Source organism: Polaribacter sp. Q13 (assembly GCF_016858305.2).
Lineage (GTDB): Bacteria > Bacteroidota > Bacteroidia > Flavobacteriales > Flavobacteriaceae > Polaribacter.
In genome coordinates this window covers 234,806-254,911 of record NZ_CP074436.1, presented here as the reverse complement: position 1 = coordinate 254,911, position 20,106 = coordinate 234,806, and the positions used below count along the sequence as shown (strand labels likewise).

Below are 20,106 nucleotides of genomic sequence, written 5' to 3'. Positions count from 1 at the left end.
TATTTTATAAATACACTTCCGATCCTTTTTCCTTAAACTCCTTAGATTTTTCTTGCATTCCTTTTGCAATCACCTCGTTGTCTACAATGTCATTTTCGGCTGCAAAATCTCTCACTTCTTGAGAAATTTTCATAGAACAGAATTTCGGTCCGCACATAGAACAGAAATGCGCCACCTTTGCACCATCTGCAGGCAACGTCTCATCGTGGTACTCTAAAGCACGCTCAGGATCTAATCCTAAATTGAATTGATCATTCCAACGGAACTCAAAACGCGCCATACTTAATGCGTTATCTCGGTGCTGAGAACCTGGATGCCCTTTTGCTAAATCGGCAGCATGGGCTGCCAATTTGTAAGTAACCACACCAACACGAACGTCTTCTTTATTAGGTAAACCTAAGTGCTCTTTTGGCGTAACGTAACACAACATAGCGCAACCAAACCAACCAATCATAGCGGCTCCGATACCAGATGTAATATGATCGTAACCTGGTGCAATGTCTGTTGTTAAAGGCCCTAACGTGTAAAAAGGCGCTTCGTCGCAAACATCAATCTGCTTCTCCATATTTTCTTTAATCATGTGCATTGGCACGTGACCTGGTCCTTCTATAAAACACTGAACTTCGTGCTTACGAGCAATCTGAGTTAACTCGCCCAAAGTTTCCAATTCGGCAAATTGCGCTTCGTCATTTGCATCAGCAACAGATCCCGGACGCAAACCGTCTCCTAAAGAAAAAGCAACATCGTATTGTTTTAAAATTTCGCAAATATCTTCGAAATGAGTGTATAAAAAACTCTCTTTATGATGCGCCAAACACCATTTTGCCATAATTGAACCTCCACGAGAAACGATTCCGGTAACACGTTTTGCTGTCATTGGTATGTAACGTAACAAAACACCTGCGTGAATGGTAAAATAATCGACTCCTTGCTCTGCTTGTTCTATTAAAGTATCTTTAAAAATCTCCCACGTTAAATCTTCTGCAACTCCGTTTACTTTTTCTAAAGCTTGGTAAATTGGTACCGTACCAACTGGTACTGGAGAATTACGAACAATCCACTCACGCGTTTCGTGAATATTTTCTCCGGTAGATAAATCCATAATATTATCTGCACCCCAACGACACGCCCAAACTGCTTTTTCTACTTCTTCTTCTATCGAAGATGTTACGGCAGAATTACCAATGTTTGCGTTAATTTTTACTAAGAAGTTTCTCCCTAAAATCATAGGTTCTGCTTCTGGGTGGTTGATATTTGAAGGAATTACAGCACGCCCTCTTGCTACTTCGCTTCGTACAAATTCTGGTGTAATTTTATCTGGAATAGAAGCGCCAAAGTGTTCTCCTTTGTGTTGCTTTCTAATCTCCGTCATTTCATCGATTCGTTGGTTTTCTCGAATAGCGATGTATTCCATTTCTGGCGTAATCATACCTTGTTTTGCATAGTGCAATTGGGTAACATTTTGTCCTTTTTTTGCTCTTAAAGGCTTTTTTAACAAGGCAAAACGCATGTGGTCTAAACTCTTATCGTTTAAACGCTCGTTGCAATATTCCGAAGAAAAAGCATCTAATTGCTCTACATTTCTTCTTTCTAAAATCCATTGTTCACGAATTCTTTCTATCCCTGCATGGATATTGATTTCTTTATTTGGGTCTGTATATGGACCAGAAGTATCATAGACGGTAACAGGTTCGTTTGGCGTTTTCTTTTTCGTCATAGAATCTGTTGTATCACTCAATGCAATTTCTCGCATGGCAACTTTTATCTGTGGATGAATTTTCCCTGCTACATATACTTTTGTAGAATTAGGAAACGGATGTCTTGTAATTCCGTCTTGTTTTGGTGCAGTGTCTTTGCTCTTCATAAATTTTAGTTAGATCAATTAAATAGTTTGTTTTTTAATAGTCTAATTACTAACCACCTTGGGTGGATTTAATAATTAAAACTTCATCACTATTTTGAAGTAACCGTAAAGACCAATCGCTTTTTTTAACGACACTACCATTTATAGCAACAGCAATTCCGTTCGTTTTTATTTCTAAAAAACGAATTAATTGTTCTAATGCTAAATTGTCTGAAAATTGATGATTTTCTTGGTTTACTTTTATAGTAATCATATTTTTTAAATATTTACTGTAAACCGTAGAGAGGTAGTTTTTGTATAACTAAATCTAAGCAACTTTTTCCTACGTTGGTATTAACCAAATCAGGTTCTAAGGATTTTTCTCAAACTAATTTAATAGCTACTCCTAAAGTTTACTCTACAAATGTATTGTATTATTTTTTGATAAATAAAGTTTTAAGCACTTTAATTTAAAAGAATTTTAAGCGCCTATTTTTTATCTTCTGGCAAATCATCTTGAAATGCCGATGGTAAAATATCTGGAATTAATTTTATTAAAAGCGGTAATAACAAAGCCCCACCTGGTAATAAAAACACAGCTAATGAAGGCACTGCTTTACAAATATCTAATAACTGTATTTTAATTTTCTCTTTTTCTACCGGTGTTAAATTAGAATATGTAGCTTTTTTTATTAAAAAAACAGCTTCCTTACTTTGCCTTAATTCTTGGGCAAGCCTTAACTTATTTCTATAAATTAATAATTTTATTTCTTCAACGCTCGTCATTATAATTTTCTTCTCTTTCTTTCCGTTTTTAACAGATTTAACTCTCTACTTGTTTGTCCGGCTACAGAAGTGTTTTCTTCTGCTCTTCGTATTAAATACGGCATCACATCTCTAACAGGACCAAAAGGCAAATATTTGGCTACATTATACCCTTGGTTTGCCAAGTTGTAACTAATATGATCGCTCATACCAAATAATTGTCCAAACCAAAGGCGGTTGTCATTTTCTTTAATGCCGTGTTTTTTTGCTAAATCCATTAACAAATAAGAGCTCTCCTCATTATGAGTCCCTGCAAATAAAGCCATTTTTGGATGATCCATCATGTATTTTATACAGGTATCATAATTTAAATCTGTAGCTTGTTTGTCTTTACAAATTGGAGAAGGATATCCTTTTTCTTCAGCTCTTTCACGTTCTTTTTCCATATAAGCACCTCTAACAACTTTCATTCCTATATAAAAACCTTTCTCTTTTGCTTTGGCATGCAATGTTTTTAGATAGTCCATTCTGTCGTGTTTATACATTTGTAATGTATTAAACACGATGGCTTTTTCTTTGTTATAAATCTCCATTAACTCTTCTATTAATTCGTCTGCAGCTTTTTGCATCCAGCTTTCTTCTGCATCAATTAATAAGGGAACATCTTTTTTAAAGGCAACATCACATACTTTATGAAAACGAGCCACTACTCTATTCCATTCTTCTTCCTCTTTTTGAGTTAAGGTTTTTTCTTCGGATATTTTTTGATACAATTCAAAACGACCAAACCCAGATGGCTTAAAAACAGCATAGGGAATAGATTCTTTTTCTTCACAAAAATTAATAATTTTTAATATTTTTTCTAAAGCACCATCAAAACTAACTTCTTGGTCTTGCCCTTCTACTGAATAATCTAACACACTATGTACATTACCATTGTTGTACATATTGTCTATAATAGGCATACAATCTTCTTCAGTTACGCCTCCACAAAAATGATCGAAAACAGTAGAACGGATTAAGCCTTCTACCGGTAAATGTACTTTTAATGCAAAATTAGTTACCGCAGAACCTATTCTTACCATAGGTTCATTCTGTATCATTCTAAACAAAAAATAAGCTCTTTCTAATTGAGAATCTGACTTTAAAGAAAAGGCAACTTGGGTATTGTCAAAAATATTCATACTACATCGATTTAGTAAAACAAATATAGTATTTGAATGGCAATAATTGAATAAATTATTTTTAATTTGCACACTTAATAATTTACCAATGAAATCGATTCAAGCAGTAACATATCCTGTTAATTTTCAGGACAAAGCATACAAAGAACTTTCTAGTTTAATTGCAAAAAACAACTATTCTACACTTTTTATTTTGGTAGATGAAAATACAATGGAGCATTGTTATCCTAAATTTATTAGAAATTTAGAAACAGACAAACGCATTGAAGTGATAGAAATTGAGTCTGGAGAGATCAATAAAAACATAGAAACTTGTATTGGAGTTTGGAATGCAATTACCGAATTAGGTGGTGATAGAAAAAGTTTACTGATTACTTTAGGTGGCGGTGTTATTACAGATTTAGGAGGTTTTGTTGCTTCTTGTTTTAAACGTGGAATAGCCTTTGTAAACATACCAACAACATTATTATCTATGGTTGATGCTTCTGTTGGAGGAAAAACCGGAGTTGATTTAGGCGTGCTAAAAAACCAAATTGGATTGTTTGCAAACCCAGAAATGGTAATTGTAGATACTGATTATTTAACAACCGTTTCTGCTAGAGAAATTAAATCTGGAACCGCAGAAATTCTTAAATACGGCATTACATACGATCTTAAACTTTTTAAAGAAATAAAAAACAATAAAAACTTAGTTATAAGTGATTTAATACATCGCTCTATAGAAATAAAAAATGAAGTTGTATTACAAGATCCGAAGGAACAAAGCTTACGTAAAATTTTAAATTTCGGTCATACGTTAGGGCATGCAATTGAGTCTTTTTACCTAGAATCTGAAGACAAAGAAAACCTAACTCATGGTGAAGCTATTGCTATTGGAATGGTTTGTGAATGTTTTATGTCATCTAAATTATTAGGTTTTCCTACTGAAAAAGTAAGCGAAGTTAAAGAGGTTGTTTTATCTATTTATAACAAAGTAAATCTTTTGAAAGAAGATTTCTCTGACATAATGGAATTGCTAAAACACGATAAGAAAAACGTAAACGGACAAGTAAATTTTGTGTTATTAAACGATTATCAAGATTACAAAATTGACTGTAAAGTACCCGAAGATTTGATTATTGAAAGTATGGAGTTTTATAATAAATAAGACTATTAGAGATTGCTTCGCTTTTAGAAACAAGAACCAAGATATTAAAAAGACCTTTCAACTTAAAAAATTGAAAGGTCTTTTTAATTTACTATATTTATATTTTATTAGTACAATTGGATATGAATAAAAAAACCTACATCTTAATTTCCTTTTTTTGTTCATTTTTTTCTGCAAAATCTCAATGGAGACATCCAAATCATACAGATATATTAAATGATGTAATTATTACTTACAAAGTAGAATACGACAATAAGCTCAGCATAAGACAACAAAACTCACCTCATTTAATTAAAGAAATTATTGTTATTTTTAATAAAGATAAACTCATAGAGAAAACAATTAGAAACACTTTTGATGCTGAAACTTTTGTGCTATTTGATTATAATAAAGAGATAAAATATGATTGTTATAAAAGTGTCCATCTTAAAATTGCTTCTGCTAGTAACTTTAGACCGCTAGAAAAAACACTAAACAAATTAGATAACGAACAAGAAAAACTATTAAACTTTAATACGAATGTTTACAATCTTATCCTTATCAATAATAAAAGTAAAGAGACATTTACAAGAGAAATAATCACTACAAATGATATTGGCTTAGGTTTTGTAAACGACTTTTATGTTGATGGTTTTTTGTTAAAATATTTTGATGAAGACAGTAAACTAGGCACATACACTGTTACTGCTACCCAAATAAGCTATCATAAACTACCAGAAGAAACCTATAGTTTAAAAGGGCTTAAAATTAAAAGTGTTAGAGATCAAAAAAAGAGTGCTATTAAAGAGATTTGGAATAAGAGAAGGACTGAAAGAATCCGTAGAAAAAATCGTAAAGAAAATAAAGACTAAACATCTTTTATTCTGATTTTAATTACGTTGAAACACTTAATAGCTTTATAAAATAACTTTAAGAAAAAAGCCCCTTCAGATATAAAAAACCTGAAGGGGCTGAAAATATATATAATCTACACTTTAAAATTCTTTCTTACCAAATTCACTTTCAATAAATTTAGATTTATTTTTAGCCGCATTAAAAGTATAAGATAGATTTAAAGAAACCATATCTACTTCATATTTATAGTTTGTACTCGTATAAAAATTACTTCCAGATGTTGATATACGCTGCTCATTCGTATTTAACAAGCCCATATCCATATTTTGCCATTGTAAAGTAGCTGTTAACTTATCATCCATAAACTTTTTTCTAAAAGTTAAATTCGGAGAGTAAAAACGAGAATCTTCTCCCATCGCTGTATTTCTATCAGACAAATAATTAAAGGTAAATTGTAAAGAAGCATTTTCCCAGAAATTATAGGTAGAATTTAAATTAAAAGAATAAATGGTAGATTTAGAATCAACATCATATTGTCTATTAATTCCGTCTCTGTGTTTAAATTTTAAAACACCATCAATGGCATAATTATACACATTGGCACCAAACGAGTTGGTCCAATTTTCTGTTGGTTTAATAGTAGCTCCAATTTCTAAACCAATTGCATTACTTTTACCTACGTTAGAAAACACTCTATTAATTACACTATCTATTATTGCTCCACTTTGCTCGTAAGCCAACGTATTTACACGGTTAATAACATTATCTACATGTCTAAAATAAGCCGTTGCATACACAGAGTTTCCTTTTTCTAATTTTTTAGTAATTCCTAATTCTACTAAATCTATAAATTCTGGCAATAACGTGTTATCTCCTTGTTCAAAAACCTCTGAATGCTCACGTTCGGCAAAACTGTTCATTTTAAAAGTTGTAGTTCTTTCTACTCTTTTACTATAAGCTGTTTTTATATTCGTTTTGTCATTAATCTTATATTGCAAAGATGCTGAAGGAAACAACTTAACAAAATCATAATCATATACATTTTCATTTGCTTCACTCCTTAAAGCCTCTTTATACACTCTATCCATAGATTCTAAACGAACTCCAGCATTATAATCCCATTTACTTTTAGAACCTGTTACCTGTGCATAACCAGAATGAATGGTTCTTTTTAAGCTTACATCACTAGAAAATTCTGGTACAAGAACTCCGTCTCTTTCATACACAAACTTCCCTGTATGGTCTAAATCTCTATATTGATATCCTGTTTCTAAAGTTCCAAAAGAAAAAGGTTTCCATTGGTAATCTAAATTAAAACGTGTTCCGTATAATGGATTATCGTTGGTATTGTATTCTTGTTGATATACTATCGTATTATCTGGGTTTCCTAAATTGTCATTTTCTGTTGGTCCTCCTAAAAAAGTATATTCATATAAAATAGAAGCCGATAATTTTGAAGCATTATCAAATTTATGTGAATAATCAAAACTACCTAAAGCAAAATCTCCTTTTCTAATTCTTAAATTGTGATTGTAATATGTAAAAGTATATTGACGATTATCTGTACCTATTGGAGATACTGCATGATTATCAAAATACACAATATCTGCTAAACGCTCTTTAGTACGCTTACCTGCAAAAAGACCAATAGAATAGGTGTCTTTTTCATTTGGAGTGTAATCTACATTAAAACGACCGTTGTAAGTAATCTCATCAAAACTACGTTCACCATCCGAAGGTAAAAAAGTAGTTTTATTTTCTGGAGTATTTATAATAAACATTTCTCCTTCTCTTCTACCCGTTTTATCATTTCTTTGGTAACTAGCACCTACAGAAATATTCCAATTATCTGTTCTTTTATTAACAGTTGCGTCTATTCCATATCTTTGAGCTGCTTTTTTAGTGTCATATTCTTCTATAGAAGGAAATCCGCCACGAACATTAATCTGTGCAAAAGTTCCGTTAATGGCTCCTTTTTTAGTGATAATATTTAAAATTCCACCTTTTCCTTCAGGATCATATTTGGCAGAAGGCGCTGTAATTAACTCTACACTTTCTAAAGCATTTGCAGGTAATTGCGCTAAAATTGAACTTGCATCACCTTGCGTTGGTTTTCCATTGATTAAAACCGTAAAACCTTTACTACCTCTTACACTAATATCTCCTAAACCATCTACAGTGATAGAAGGTAAATTTTTAACCACATCTACGGCATTACCTCCAACAGTACTTTGGTATTTCTTAGTATCAAAAACCTGTCTATCAATCTTATGCACCACTGCCGCTTTTTCCGATCTTACAACGACTTCATTCAACTCATTTCCTGAGCCTAAAACTAATTTAATAGTTCCTATATCTTTTTTTTCACTTCTATTCTTAAGATTAAAAGAAGCAATTTTATTTACTTTATAGCCAATAAAAGAAGCTTCTAAATAATAATTTCCTGGTTTTATATTTCCTATAGAAAACCTCCCCTTATTATCTGTTACAACACCGGTTACAAGTGTTTTATTATTTGTTTGATACAAAGCTAATGTTGCATATTCTAACGGATAATTGTCTTCTGCATCAATAATTTCCCCTGTTAATTGAGCGGTTGCAAACTGACTTATAATAAGCGTCAGTAATAAAAATGTACATTTTTTTAAATTCATTGAAATGAGTTTTTCTAAGTTATAATATTGGTTAAATAATTATTAAGTGGTTAGACTAAATAAATGAAAAAGGTTTAATTGATTTGGTTTTTATTCAAAAAATCATCTAGATATTATCCTTAATAATTTCTTACAAAAATACTTTAGAATTTAGTTTTAAAATGGTCTATTTGAAAATTTAGCGGTCTAAGTAGTTTTGTTTTGTAATTTAAACTGCTTGGGAGTCTCACCCACATAACGCTTAAAATATTTGGTGAAATGAGAAGTGTCTTTAAATTCTAAACTGTAGGCAATATCGCTAATTGCCTCATTAGTATATAATAAACGCCTTTTAACCTCTTTAATAATGTGATCTGCAATTATATCTGAAGCAGACTTAGCATATTCTTTTCTACAAATTGCATTTAAATTTTGAGACGTAGTATTTAAATTCTCGGCATAAAAGTTTACATTGTTTTTTAATGTATGAGATAAAATATTAGTAAAAAGTAATACTAAGTCTGTACTTTCTACTTTTTTTACTTGAGCATACGCCACTAACTTAGAAAACAAAGCTTTTAAACCACCTTCTATAGCTTCTCTATTTACAACTTCTTGCTTCTTTTCCCAAGCCAATGATTTAAAAAGAGCATTTAATGAAATATCTTTTTTAGTTAATTTTATTTTGGACTTATGCTGTAATTTTAAAAGCTGATAATTTATAAATTTATCTAAGGTTTTTTGTAAAAAGTCTTCTTTAATAATAATTACATACCCTTTTGGTTTGGTTGTTATTTCCCAATGATGCACTTCATCTCTTTTAATCACAAAAACCGTTGCTGGTTTTATTTTATAACTCTTTAAATCTACATGATGAAAACCTGCCCCTTTTATAAAATAAACAATTTCTAAATACTTATTGTGCTTATGAGGTTTAGTGTAACGTTTTGTAACATCAAACTCTTCTATTTTAATGTCATTGTATTCCGATATTTTATTATAGGTATCAATTTTATCCGTCATCAACATATTTTTTTAATCAGTTATAAAAATACTACAAAAAAAAATCCTTCTTTTCAGAAGGATTCATTTTTTATAAAGTTAGTAAAGTATTAAACTTTTTTAACTTTTACTGCATTCATACCACGCATTCCTCTTTCTAATTCGAAAGAAACTTTGTCGTTTTCTGCAATTTCATCTATTAAACCACTTACGTGTGTAAAATATTTTTCGTTATTTTCTAAGTCGATAATAAAACCAAAACCTTTAGAAGAATCAAAGAAAGAAACTTTTCCTTTTCTTACAGGATCTTCTTCTGGTAAATCTTCTTTTTTGGTTACTGAAATCTGAATATCTTCCAATTCATATTCAACTTTTAAATCTGGATCTGGTGGAGTATCTGTTAAATTTCCATTATGATCTACATAAGCAAATTGGATACCTGTTGATCCATTTTCATCTTTGTTCGCTTTTCTAGCGTCCATTTTCTTTTGCTTATCTAAACGTTTTTTTAAACGTTTTTTTTCTTTTTCACTTTTACTAAAGGTTTGCTGCGATTTTGCCATTAAAAATATAAGAGTTTTTTTAAATTAATATTTCTGAAAAGAGAAAATACCTGACTGGAAATTCGAAATCAAACTAACGCTAACTAGTGTATTTAGAGGAGTGTATTTTTTCTTAGTGGCGCAAAGATACGACAAATTTAAAAGTTTTCAAAATTGTTAGACGTTTAAGAAAGATTTATTTAGTAAAATCATCAACATAGAAAAAGACAAGAAAGCAAATACCACTAAAATTAACATCATCATAAAAAAAATTAAGTTACTATATACTAAGAATTACCTGTTACTCCTTTATTTTCTTCTTTCAAATTGATTGAAAACCGAATCTAATTTTAATAAAGTTTTTCTACTGACTAATAAAAAAATAGTAAAACATACTTTTATAATAGTAATACTATTATATTTGCAATGTAAAATTTATTATGAAAAATTTATTATCATTCTTAAAAATATCTGTACCCGATAAAATTTTTATCAAAGACCCAGAAACTTCGGTTTTAGGGAAGAAAATTATAGAGCATAGTATTATATTGATTCATGAAATTGGTTTTGAAGCTTATAACTTTAAAAAGTTAGGTACTAAAATAGGTTCTAATGAGAGTTCTATTTATAGATATTTTGAGAGTAAACATAAGCTACTTTTATATCTATCCTCCTGGTATTGGGCATGGCTAGAGTATCAATTAGTTCTTGAAACTTTTAGTATTTCTAATAATAATGAAAAATTAGAAAAAGCAATACATGTAATTACAAGAACTATAAAAGAAGACACTAATTTTTTACATATAAACGAAACCCTCTTATACAAGATTATTATCAATGAAAGTTCTAAATCTTTTTTAACAAAAGAAGTAGATACAGATAATTTAGAAGGATATTTTGAGGTTTACAAGAGAATAATTACAAGAATTAGCCATATGATATTGGATGTTAATAATAAATACCCTTTTGCATTAAGCTTAGCCAGTACCGTAATAGAAGGTAATTTACATCAACAGTTTCTTAAAGAACATTTTCCTTTAATTACCAACAGTAACCCCAGAGAAACACCCAATAATTTTTTTATTCATTTAGTTAAAAATACAATCAAATAAATATGGCAAACAAACAATTAACTCCGTGGCAAAGATTTGTTGGTTTATTAGAACTAGAAAGAAAAGACATCTTTCAAATATTTTATTACGCAATCTTTGGTGGTATTGTAGCTTTGTCGCTACCCTTAGGTATTCAGGCAATTATAAATTTAATACAGGGTGCTCAAATCTCTACTTCTTGGGTGGTGTTAGTAATTATAGTAACCATTGGTGTTATTTTTTCTGGGGCATTGCAATTAATGCAATTAAGAATTATAGAAACCATTCAACAAAGAATTTTTACACGAGCTTCTTTTGAACTAAGTTTTCGTTTTCCAAAAATTAAAATGAATGAACTGCGTGATAATTATCCTCCAGAATTAGCCAACCGTTTTTTTGATACAATAACCATACAAAAAGGATTGTCTAAAATATTAATTGATGTACCCACAGCACTTCTGCAAATTATTTTTGCATTGATTTTGTTATCATTTTACCATTCTTTTTTTATTGTATTTGGTATTCTGTTATTACTTTTAATTTATATCGTTTTTAAATTTACGGCTCAAAAAGGATTAGAAACTAGTTTAATAGAATCTAAAAAAAAGTACAAAGTAGCCCATTGGATACAAGAAGTTGCAAGAACCGTAGTTAGTTTTAAATTATCTGGTAACACTAGTTTAGCCCTTCAGAAAAATGATGACTTAGTGAGTCAATATTTAGATGCAAGAGAAAATCATTTTAAAATATTAATGTTACAGTTTATTCAAATGATAGGTTTTAAGGTAATTGTAACTGCTAGTTTATTACTAATTGGTGGTGCTTTGGTTTTAAATCAGGAAATGAATATTGGACAATTTGTTGCTGCAGAAATCATTATTCTTTTGGTAATTCAGTCTGTAGAAAAACTAATTATAGGTTTAGAGTCTTTTTATGACGTACTAACATCCATAGAAAAAATTGGCCAAGTTGTAGACAAAGAGCTAGAACCTCAAGAAGGAGAAAGACCTATCTTTAAAGAAGGCCTAACGGTTGAATTAGATGGTGTTTCTTTTGGCGTAGAAAATAGAGAAAAACACATTATTAAAAATATTTCACTCACCCTAAAACCAAAAAGTAGAATTTTAGTAATGGGAGAAAGTGGTGCAGGTAAGTCTACTTTATTACGTTTAATCTCTGGAGTGATAGAGCCAATTGCTGGTAATATTTATATCAATAATTTATCATTAACCAGCCTACACCTAAATCATTATCGGTCTCAATTAGGTTTATCCTTATCAGACGAAACACCATTTGAGGGCAGTATTAGAAACAATTTAGTTTTTGGTGATAAAAATATTAAAGATGATATTATATATGATGCTTTAGAAATTGTTGGTTTAACACAGTTCTTAAAAGAACAACCTAAGGGGTTAGAAACTGTTTTATATCCCGAAGGAAAACAAATGTCTTATACCATTGCTAAGAAATTAATTTTAGCAAGAGCCATTATTAAACAACCTAAAATAATGATCTTAGAAGACCCTTTAGATCAATTTAATTTAGAAGAAACAGTTCGTATCATTAACTATTTAACAGATGTAAAAAGACCTTGGGCTTTAATTGTAGCGAGTAGTAAAAAGAGCTGGAGAATTCAATGTAATGAAACAATTACGTTAGAAAAAGGTGAAATTAAATCAATAAAATAAGGAACGATGTTAAATATATCTAACAACCAATTACACAAAACTGTTGATTTAACAGCGTTTAAATCTGGCAAGAATATTTTTACAAAAAAATACTACAAGGCTTTTAATAAATTTCTTTTGGCGTTTGCTATTATAGGTTTTATTGCGCTCTTTTTACCTTGGACACAAAATATAACTGGCCAAGGTTTAGTAACCACTTTAACACCAAACCAAAGACCACAAACAATTCAATCTCAAATTCCTGGTAGAATAGAAGAATGGTTTGTAACAGAAGGAGACTTTGTAAAAAAAGGAGATACTATTTTAAGGATTTCTGAAGTTAAAAGTGATTATTTTGACAATCGTTTAATTGAAAGAACAAGCGATCAAATTAATGCAAAATCCTCTTCCGTAGATGCATACCAAGGTAAAGTAGCTGCTTTAAAAAGACAAGTTAATGCTCTTAAACAAGAACAGAAACTAAAAATGGAGCAGACAAAAAATAAATTATTACAATCTAAATTAAAGGTAAAAAGTGATAGTATCGATTTTGAAGCCGCTAAGACCAATATTACAATTGCAGAAACACAATACAACAGAACAAAAACATTGCAAGAAGAAGGATTAAAGGCAGTTAAAGATGTTGAGGAAAAAAGAATAAAACTGCAGGCTACACAAGCTAAATTAATTTCACAAGAAAATAAATTATTGGCAAGTAGAAACAATATTTTAAATGCAAAACTAGAGTTATCTAGAATAAATGCAACCTATACCGATAAAATTTCTAAATCACAAAGTGATATGTATACTGCACAATCAAGTGGTTTTGATGCCAAAGCACAAGTATCTAAATTAGAAAATAGTAGAAGTAATTATAGTGTTAGAAATAGTTTATTATTTATTACGGCACCACAAAATGGCTTTATAAATAAAGCTATAAAAGGCGGAATTGGAGGTACTTTTAAAGAAGGAGAAGATCTTGTTGGTATTATGCCAGAAAAGTACGATTTAGCAGTAGAAACCTTTGTAAGACCAATTGACTTACCTTTATTACATATAGGCGAAAAAATGCGTATTCAGTTTGATGGTTGGCCAGCAATTGTATTTAGTGGTTGGCCTAATGCGTCTTACGGAACCTATGGTGCAACAGTTATTGCTATAGAAAATTTTATTAGTAGTAATGGTAAATATAGAGTTTTACTTGCTCCTGATACTACAGCAGATAATTGGCCAGAAGCCATTAGAATTGGTTCTGGAGCTAAAACAATTGCACTTTTAGAAGATGTACCTATTTATTTTGAAATTTGGAGACAATTAAACAGCTTCCCTCCTAACTATTATCAACCAAAAGGAACAAAAAGTGATACTAAGAAAAAATAATATCAATTTGTTTATTCGACACATTATTATGAAAAAATATATTTTAATATCCTTCTTATTTTTTACTTCTGGGTATTTTGCACAAGAAAATGTAACTTCTGTAATGACACTGTCGGAATACTTAGGTTATGTAAAAAACTATCATCCAATTGTAAAACAAGCGAATCTTGTTATCAATGAAAGTGAAGCTAAATTACTGAAAGCTAGAGGTGCTTTTGATCCAAAAATTGAAATAGATTTTAATAAAAAACAGTTTAAAGAAAAAGAGTATTACAATAAATTAAATGCTGCTTTTAAAATACCAACGTATTACGGAATTGAGTTTAAAGCAAATTTTGAAAACAATGATGGATATTATTTAAATCCGGAAAACACAGTTCCTGAAAATGGTTTATATAGTGCAGGGATTTCTGTTTCTTTATTAAAAGGTCTTTTAATAAATACAAGAATGGCTTCTTTAAAACAAGCTAAATACTTTTTAAACCAAGCAAAAGAAGACCAACAGATTCTGGTGAATGAAATAGTATACAATGCCTCTCTTTCTTATTTTAATTGGTTAAAAACATATCTTCAAAACAGCGTTTATAAAGAGTTTTTAACCAATGCACAAATTCGTTTTAAAGCTACCAAAATAGCTTTTTTAGAAGGAGAAAAACCAGCTATAGATACTACAGAAGCCGGAATTACATTAAAAAATAGAAAACTAAATTTAGAGAAATCTAGAATTAAATTAGTAAAATCTTCTTTAGAATTATCTAATTTTTTATGGTTGAATGATAACACTCCTGTAGAATTACAAGAAACTATTATTCCTGATATAAACACCATTAATAATATAGATAAAACTTTTAAAATTGCTTTATTTAATAATGCAAATTTTGATATTAATAACCACCCTAAAATTAAATCTTTAGCATATAAAATAAAGAGCTTACGTATTGATAGAAATTTAAAAATGAATAATTTACTTCCCAAATTAGATGTTCAATATAATTTTTTAACGGAAAACGGAAATCAAATAAACTCTTTAAACACACAAAACTATAAAGCAGGAATTAATTTTAAAGTTCCTTTATTTCTAAGAAAAGAAAGAGGCGATTTTAAACTTTCCAAAATTAAGCTTCAAGACAAAAAATTTGAAAACGAAGTTGCAAAAATTGCTATTAAAAACAAAGTCAATGCTATTCAACAAGAATTAGCTTCTTATGTTTTACAAAATAGTTTAACAACGGATATTGTTCACGATTATGGAACCATGTTAAAAGCAGAAGATCGTAAGTTTTTCTTAGGAGAAAGCTCACTTTTCTTAGTTAATTATAGAGAGGTTAAATTGATTGAAGCCAAACTAAAAGCAATTGATTTAGAAAATACTTTCTTTAAAACCAAAGCAAGTTTATTTAAAGCAACTGTTATTTCTATCGCAGAATAAAACCTTGCACCCTCACGTTATACAAGCTTTTTTAGTACATTTAGTAAATTGATAAAAAACTTAAAACGGAGGTATGAAAAAGAACCCAAACAAACCAAGTAAAGCTTTTTGGATTATAGCTGTTATTGGATTCATTTGGAGTGCTATGGGTGTACATGGTTATTTAAATCAAGCATACCAAACCGAGCGTTTTAAATTAATGTATTCTGAAGAACAATTAGATTTAATATACAATACACCTTCTTGGGTAATGGCTGCTTTTGCAATTGCAGTATTTTCATCCGTATTTGCTTGTGTTTTTTTATTCTTCAAGAAGAAATTAGCAAAAACATTTTTCCTTATTGGATTAATCGCTGTATTACTGCAGTCAACTTATAATGCATTTTTGAACCCTGGAAAAGAATTGTATGGTTCTATGGATTATACTATGTTAATTATGATTCCTCTATTTTCTGTGTTTCTATTTTGGTTTTCTAAAAAATGTGCAGATGATGGCATTTTAACGTAATAGATAAAAAATACGTCTTTGTATGAACAGAAAAATATTTACCTTTTAGACAACTCTTTCTTATTCAAAAAAGGCAGCAAGTAATTCTGCTGCACAAGCTAGTTTTTCTTTTCCTTTAATTTCTATGGCTTCATCTCTTAATTTTTTCCAAATAAATCGTCTTTAATTTTAGGCAACTGTAAATGAAATTTGACTGCAACACCTCTAATAACAATAATTACAGCAGCTGAAATAATAAAAATAATATTTTCTTGTACATTCAATTCATTTAAAATTAAATATGTAATTCCACCCGCTAAACAAGCAGAAGCATAAATTTCTTTTTCAAAAATTAACGGAATTTTATTTGTTAAAACATCTCTTAAAACACCTCCAAAAACAGCCGAAATCATTCCCATTATCAAGGCAATAATTGGATGTAAATTAAATTCTAGTCCTTTCTCTAAACCTAGTAAAGTAAACACACTAATACCAATGGTATCAAATAAAAACATGGTTTTACTTAAATAGGCTATTTTACTTTTAAAAAGAAAAGTTAAAAATACGGCAATAAAAATAGTGTATAAATAATTTAAATCTCCAATCCAATTTATAGGATGTGCATCTATTAAAACATCGCGTAACATTCCGCCACCAACAGCAGTTACAAAGGCAATAATTAAGACTCCAAATAAATCGAACTTTTGATCAGATGCTACCAACGCTCCACTAATTGCAAAAGCAAAGGTTCCTAAAATATCTAAAACATAAATGAAATCCATTTACATCAATTTTATTACAATGATTAGTATTAAAACCGAAGTTTTTATACTAAAAAGGCTTCGGTTTAGAGTTTGTTATACGGTTACTTCAGAAAACTTAATATTTAATTCTTTCTGAATTTCATGAATTCTCACAATTTCTGAAGGTAAAATAAAAGCGATTGAAACCCCTGTTTTTCCTGCTCTTGCCGTTCTACCACTTCTGTGGGTGTAGTATTCTAATTGTTCTGGTAATTGATGGTGAATTACAAATTCTAAACCACTAACATCAATTCCACGTGCAGAAACATCTGTAGAAACTAAATATTGTAAATTTTCTTTCTTAAAAGCACGCATTACTTTATCGCGTTCTTTTTGTTGCATATCTCCTTCTAAAGCTGCAGTAGAAAAACCTTCTTCAATTAAAAATGCTGCTAAATTCTGCGCACCTGCTTTTGTTCTGCAGAAAATAATTCCTCTTTGGTCTTGTCTCTTTTCTAAGAAAGTTACAATATCTGCTGCTTTTTCTTTTATGGTAGTTTTAGCAAAATGATGACGAATATTTGCATTTACCAAAGAGCTTCTATTAATTTCTACTCTAGGCGCATTAGAATCCATATAGGTTTTTACAATCCTTTTTATTTCTTCTGGCATTGTAGCAGAAAACAACCATGTTTTACGGTCTCCCTCAGTAGTAAACTTTAAGATTCTATTTAAATCTTGTTTAAAACCCATACTTAGCATTTCATCAGCTTCATCTAAAACAACTGTTTTAACATGACTGATATCTATGTTTCCTCTTTCTATTAAATCGATTAATCTACCAGGAGTTGCTACAACAATATGCGTAGTTCTCTTAAGATTATTCATTTGTCTGTCAATTTTTTCTCCACCAAAAACAGCTTCCACAAATATTTTATCTTCACTAAACTTTGTAAACTTAAATAATTGCTTTTTTATTTGCTGTACCAACTCTCTTGTTGGCGATAAAATTAATGCTTGAATATTGTCTGAACTTGCATCTATATGATGTAAGATTGGCAAACCAAAAGCAGCCGTTTTACCTGTACCCGTTTGTGCTAAACCAATAAAATCTGTTGGCGAATCCAATAAAATTGGTATCGCTTTTTCTTGAATTTCAGAAGGCGTAGTAATCCCTAATTCTTTAATTGCTTGTATGTAATCTTTGGTAATTCCTAAGGAAGAAAAAGTTGCCATTTTGTATCTTAATTTTGTGCAAAGATACTTTATAGACACTAATTACACGAATTTGCACGGATTAAAAAAAAGTATATCATTATTAACGCTACAATTAATAATAAAGAAAGGAAATTTTGTTAATTGGTCGCTAAATAAACATCATTATATAGGCTGTAATACTTTTAAAACATTTTCTCTAATTCTAGCTGGTTTAAAAGTTTTAGAATCTAACATTGCCCAAACTGTTTTGGCTTTTACCAATAGTTTTTCCTCTTTATAAAACTCCATAAAACGGACAGAAGTAATCCCTTTGGTTTCTCCTACCCAAGTTTTTACGGTAATTACATCTCCTAAACTAGCTTGTTTTAAATAATCTATTTCATGCCTCATTACTACCCAAACATACTGTGGTAGCGGGTGGTCTTTAGTTAAATGAGCCCAATGTGTTGTTGCTATTTTATCCATCCATTTTACATAGACCAAATTATTTACATGCTCTAAATTGTCTATATCTTCGGGTGAAACGGTAATTGTTAATGTAAAAACATTTTCCACTTTTATCAATTTTAGCAAACATAAAAATTTTATGATATATATAACAATTATTGATGCGTAGATTTATGCAAAACTTAGTCTTTATATCGATATTTGCAAAATATTATGACAGAATTAGCAAACGACTTAGGAACTCAAAAAATTAGTAAATTATTAATTAAACAAGCAGCTCCGGCTACCATAGGAATTCTTGTAATGTCCTTAAATATGATTGTCGATACTATTTTTGTGGGACAATGGATTGGTGTTTTAGCCATTGCTGCAATTACGGTAGTGCTACCAATTGCTTTTCTAATTTCTTCTATTGGCATGGGAATAGGAATTGGAGGAAGCTCTATAATCTCTAGAGCGTTAGGTGCAGGCAATTCTGAAAAAGCTTTTTTAACCTTTGGAAATCAAGTTTCATTAACCGTTATTTTAGCAATCGTTTTTGTTACTGTCGGAAACTTTTTTAGCGTACCTATTTTAAATTTATTTGGTGCCAAAGGGGATATTTTACCCATTGCCTCTGAATATTTTGGAGTTATCATTTACGGAGTACCATTTTTAGCCTTTGCTATGATGGGAAACCCAACCATTAGAGCAGAAGGAAAACCGAAATTTGCAATGTATGCAATGATGGTTCCTGCCGTATTAAACATTGTTTTAGATATTGTATTTATCAAATATTTTAACTGGGGAATGTGGGGAGCAGGTTTGGCAACAACGATTTCTTTTATGAGTTCTGGTTCGTATATTTTATACTTTTTTTTATCGTCTAAAAGTGAATTAAAAATTATTCCTAAAAACTTTAAATTAGATTTTAATATTGTTCGAGAAATTGTAGAATTAGGAGGCGTTTCTATAGTTAGACAAGGAGCAATAAGTATATTAATGATTGTTTTAAATTATTCTCTGTTTAAATATGGAGGAGAAATATCGATAGCTATTTTTGGAATTATTAACCGCGTAATGATGTTTGCTCTTTCTCCTGTTATGGGAGTTTCTCAAGGTTTTTTGCCCGTTGCAGGGTATAATATTGGTGCTAATAAAAATAAAAGAGTTAAAGAAACAATCAAAAAAGCTATTTTATATGGATCTGTTTTAGGAACCATTATCTTTATCTGCATCTTATTTTTTAAAGAAGAGGTTATTTGGATTTTCACCAATGATGCTACTTTACTTACTAAAACGCCAGATGCAATGCTAATTGTATTTTTAGCGACTCCTGTTGTTACCTTGCAATTAATAGGTTCCGCTTATTTTCAAGCAGCAGGAAAAGCATTGCCTGCTTTATTTTTAACACTTTTAAAACAAGGAATTTTCTTAATTCCGTTAGCTTATTTTTTACCTAGGTATTATGGTCTTAGTGGTATTTGGTGGTCTTTTCCTATTGCTGATGTTTTATCTACTGTTATTACCATATTGGTTTTAAAGCGTGAAGTTGATAAGAATTTGAAGCACTCGGATTAGTTAAGAGAATACCGATGTTATTCCGAATGACGCAGGAAGAGGAATCTTAATTATAGAGGCTATGAGATTTCTCAATCGCCTAAAAAGGCTCATTTCGAAATGACATTCGTTCTTTAAACTTTAAACAAAAATAA

At 30.2% G+C, this 20,106-nt stretch carries 18 protein-coding genes and 1 riboswitch; of the genes, 8 read left to right on the top strand and 10 right to left on the bottom strand.

The features are described 5' to 3' along the window. Positions 1-4: 4 nt before the first annotated feature. From thiC to JOP69_RS01140, 4 genes are all read right to left on the bottom strand, one after another. A complete protein-coding gene (gene thiC / locus JOP69_RS01155) occupies positions 5-1,864 on the bottom strand; it encodes a phosphomethylpyrimidine synthase ThiC (RefSeq protein ID WP_203393734.1) in 1,860 nt (619 codons plus the stop codon). 49 nt (positions 1,865-1,913) lie between these two features. Further along, positions 1,914-2,117, bottom strand: coding sequence for a sulfur carrier protein ThiS (gene thiS / locus JOP69_RS01150; protein ID WP_203393733.1), 204 nt, complete (start codon positions 2,115-2,117; stop codon positions 1,914-1,916). Between the two features lie 49 nt (positions 2,118-2,166). Further along, positions 2,167-2,261, bottom strand: a riboswitch (TPP riboswitch). 71 nt (positions 2,262-2,332) lie between these two features. Then, positions 2,333-2,629: an LETM1 domain-containing protein gene (locus JOP69_RS01145; protein WP_203393732.1), complete on the bottom strand. Its 297-nt coding sequence runs from the start codon at positions 2,627-2,629 to the stop codon at positions 2,333-2,335. Continuing rightward, complete coding sequence (locus tag JOP69_RS01140) at positions 2,629-3,792, bottom strand: proline dehydrogenase family protein (RefSeq protein ID WP_203393731.1); 1,164 nt, start codon at positions 3,790-3,792, stop codon at positions 2,629-2,631. Before JOP69_RS01140 ends, JOP69_RS01145 begins: the two co-directional genes overlap by 1 nt. 88 nt (positions 3,793-3,880) lie before the next feature. On the opposite strand from JOP69_RS01140, the gene aroB reads away from it, so the two are divergent. Together aroB and JOP69_RS01130 are read left to right on the top strand one after the other, a co-directional pair. Then, positions 3,881-4,939 carry a 3-dehydroquinate synthase gene (gene aroB, locus JOP69_RS01135; RefSeq protein ID WP_203393730.1) on the top strand — a complete coding sequence of 353 codons (1,059 nt, stop codon included), beginning with the start codon at positions 3,881-3,883 and terminating at the stop codon, positions 4,937-4,939. Between the two features lie 122 nt (positions 4,940-5,061). Further along, positions 5,062-5,790, top strand: a complete 729-nt coding sequence (locus JOP69_RS01130) for a hypothetical protein (RefSeq protein WP_203393729.1) — start codon at positions 5,062-5,064, stop codon at positions 5,788-5,790. A gap of 123 nt (positions 5,791-5,913) precedes the next feature. Here the strand turns inward: JOP69_RS01130 and JOP69_RS01125 are convergent, their stop codons facing one another. The 3 genes from JOP69_RS01125 to JOP69_RS01115 all read right to left on the bottom strand — a co-directional run bounded on the left by JOP69_RS01125 (position 5,914) and on the right by JOP69_RS01115 (position 9,971). After that, the gene (locus JOP69_RS01125; protein ID WP_203393728.1) at positions 5,914-8,427 is read right to left on the bottom strand and encodes an outer membrane beta-barrel protein; all 2,514 of its coding nucleotides are present in this window, start codon (positions 8,425-8,427) and stop codon (positions 5,914-5,916) included. Positions 8,428-8,613: 186 nt separating this feature from the next. Next, complete coding sequence (locus JOP69_RS01120; RefSeq protein ID WP_203393727.1) at positions 8,614-9,429, bottom strand: AraC family transcriptional regulator; 816 nt, start codon at positions 9,427-9,429, stop codon at positions 8,614-8,616. An 89-nt stretch (positions 9,430-9,518) separates the two neighbouring features. Then, positions 9,519-9,971 (bottom strand): cold-shock protein, encoded by a 453-nt coding sequence (locus JOP69_RS01115; RefSeq protein WP_203393726.1) that lies wholly within the window; start codon positions 9,969-9,971, stop codon positions 9,519-9,521. A 419-nt stretch (positions 9,972-10,390) separates the two neighbouring features. On the opposite strand from JOP69_RS01115, the gene JOP69_RS01110 reads away from it, so the two are divergent. From JOP69_RS01110 to JOP69_RS01090, 5 genes are all read left to right on the top strand, one after another. Further along, positions 10,391-11,062, top strand: a complete 672-nt coding sequence (locus JOP69_RS01110) for a TetR/AcrR family transcriptional regulator (protein ID WP_203393725.1) — start codon at positions 10,391-10,393, stop codon at positions 11,060-11,062. Between the two features lie 2 nt (positions 11,063-11,064). Beyond that, a complete protein-coding gene (locus tag JOP69_RS01105) occupies positions 11,065-12,729 on the top strand; it encodes a peptidase domain-containing ABC transporter (RefSeq protein ID WP_203393724.1) in 1,665 nt (554 codons plus the stop codon). A gap of 6 nt (positions 12,730-12,735) precedes the next feature. Continuing rightward, the gene (locus tag JOP69_RS01100) at positions 12,736-14,088 is read left to right on the top strand and encodes an HlyD family secretion protein (RefSeq protein ID WP_203393723.1); all 1,353 of its coding nucleotides are present in this window, start codon (positions 12,736-12,738) and stop codon (positions 14,086-14,088) included. Positions 14,089-14,116: 28 nt separating this feature from the next. After that, entirely contained in the window at positions 14,117-15,517 is a 1,401-nt protein-coding gene (locus tag JOP69_RS01095; RefSeq protein WP_203393722.1) for a TolC family protein, read from the top strand. Positions 15,518-15,590: 73 nt separating this feature from the next. Then, the gene (locus JOP69_RS01090; RefSeq protein ID WP_203393721.1) at positions 15,591-16,025 is read left to right on the top strand and encodes a hypothetical protein; all 435 of its coding nucleotides are present in this window, start codon (positions 15,591-15,593) and stop codon (positions 16,023-16,025) included. A gap of 137 nt (positions 16,026-16,162) precedes the next feature. Here JOP69_RS01090 and JOP69_RS01085 read toward each other — a convergent pair whose 3' ends face one another. From JOP69_RS01085 to JOP69_RS01075, 3 genes are all read right to left on the bottom strand, one after another. Next, entirely contained in the window at positions 16,163-16,786 is a 624-nt protein-coding gene (locus JOP69_RS01085; protein WP_203393720.1) for a trimeric intracellular cation channel family protein, read from the bottom strand. Positions 16,787-16,861: 75 nt separating this feature from the next. After that, a complete protein-coding gene (locus tag JOP69_RS01080; RefSeq protein WP_203393719.1) occupies positions 16,862-17,983 on the bottom strand; it encodes a DEAD/DEAH box helicase in 1,122 nt (373 codons plus the stop codon). A 144-nt stretch (positions 17,984-18,127) separates the two neighbouring features. Beyond that, entirely contained in the window at positions 18,128-18,520 is a 393-nt protein-coding gene (locus tag JOP69_RS01075) for a thioesterase family protein (RefSeq protein WP_249989630.1), read from the bottom strand. Between the two features lie 105 nt (positions 18,521-18,625). On the opposite strand from JOP69_RS01075, the gene JOP69_RS01070 reads away from it, so the two are divergent. Then, complete coding sequence (locus JOP69_RS01070) at positions 18,626-19,972, top strand: MATE family efflux transporter (RefSeq protein WP_203393717.1); 1,347 nt, start codon at positions 18,626-18,628, stop codon at positions 19,970-19,972. Positions 19,973-20,106: the final 134 nt, after the last annotated feature.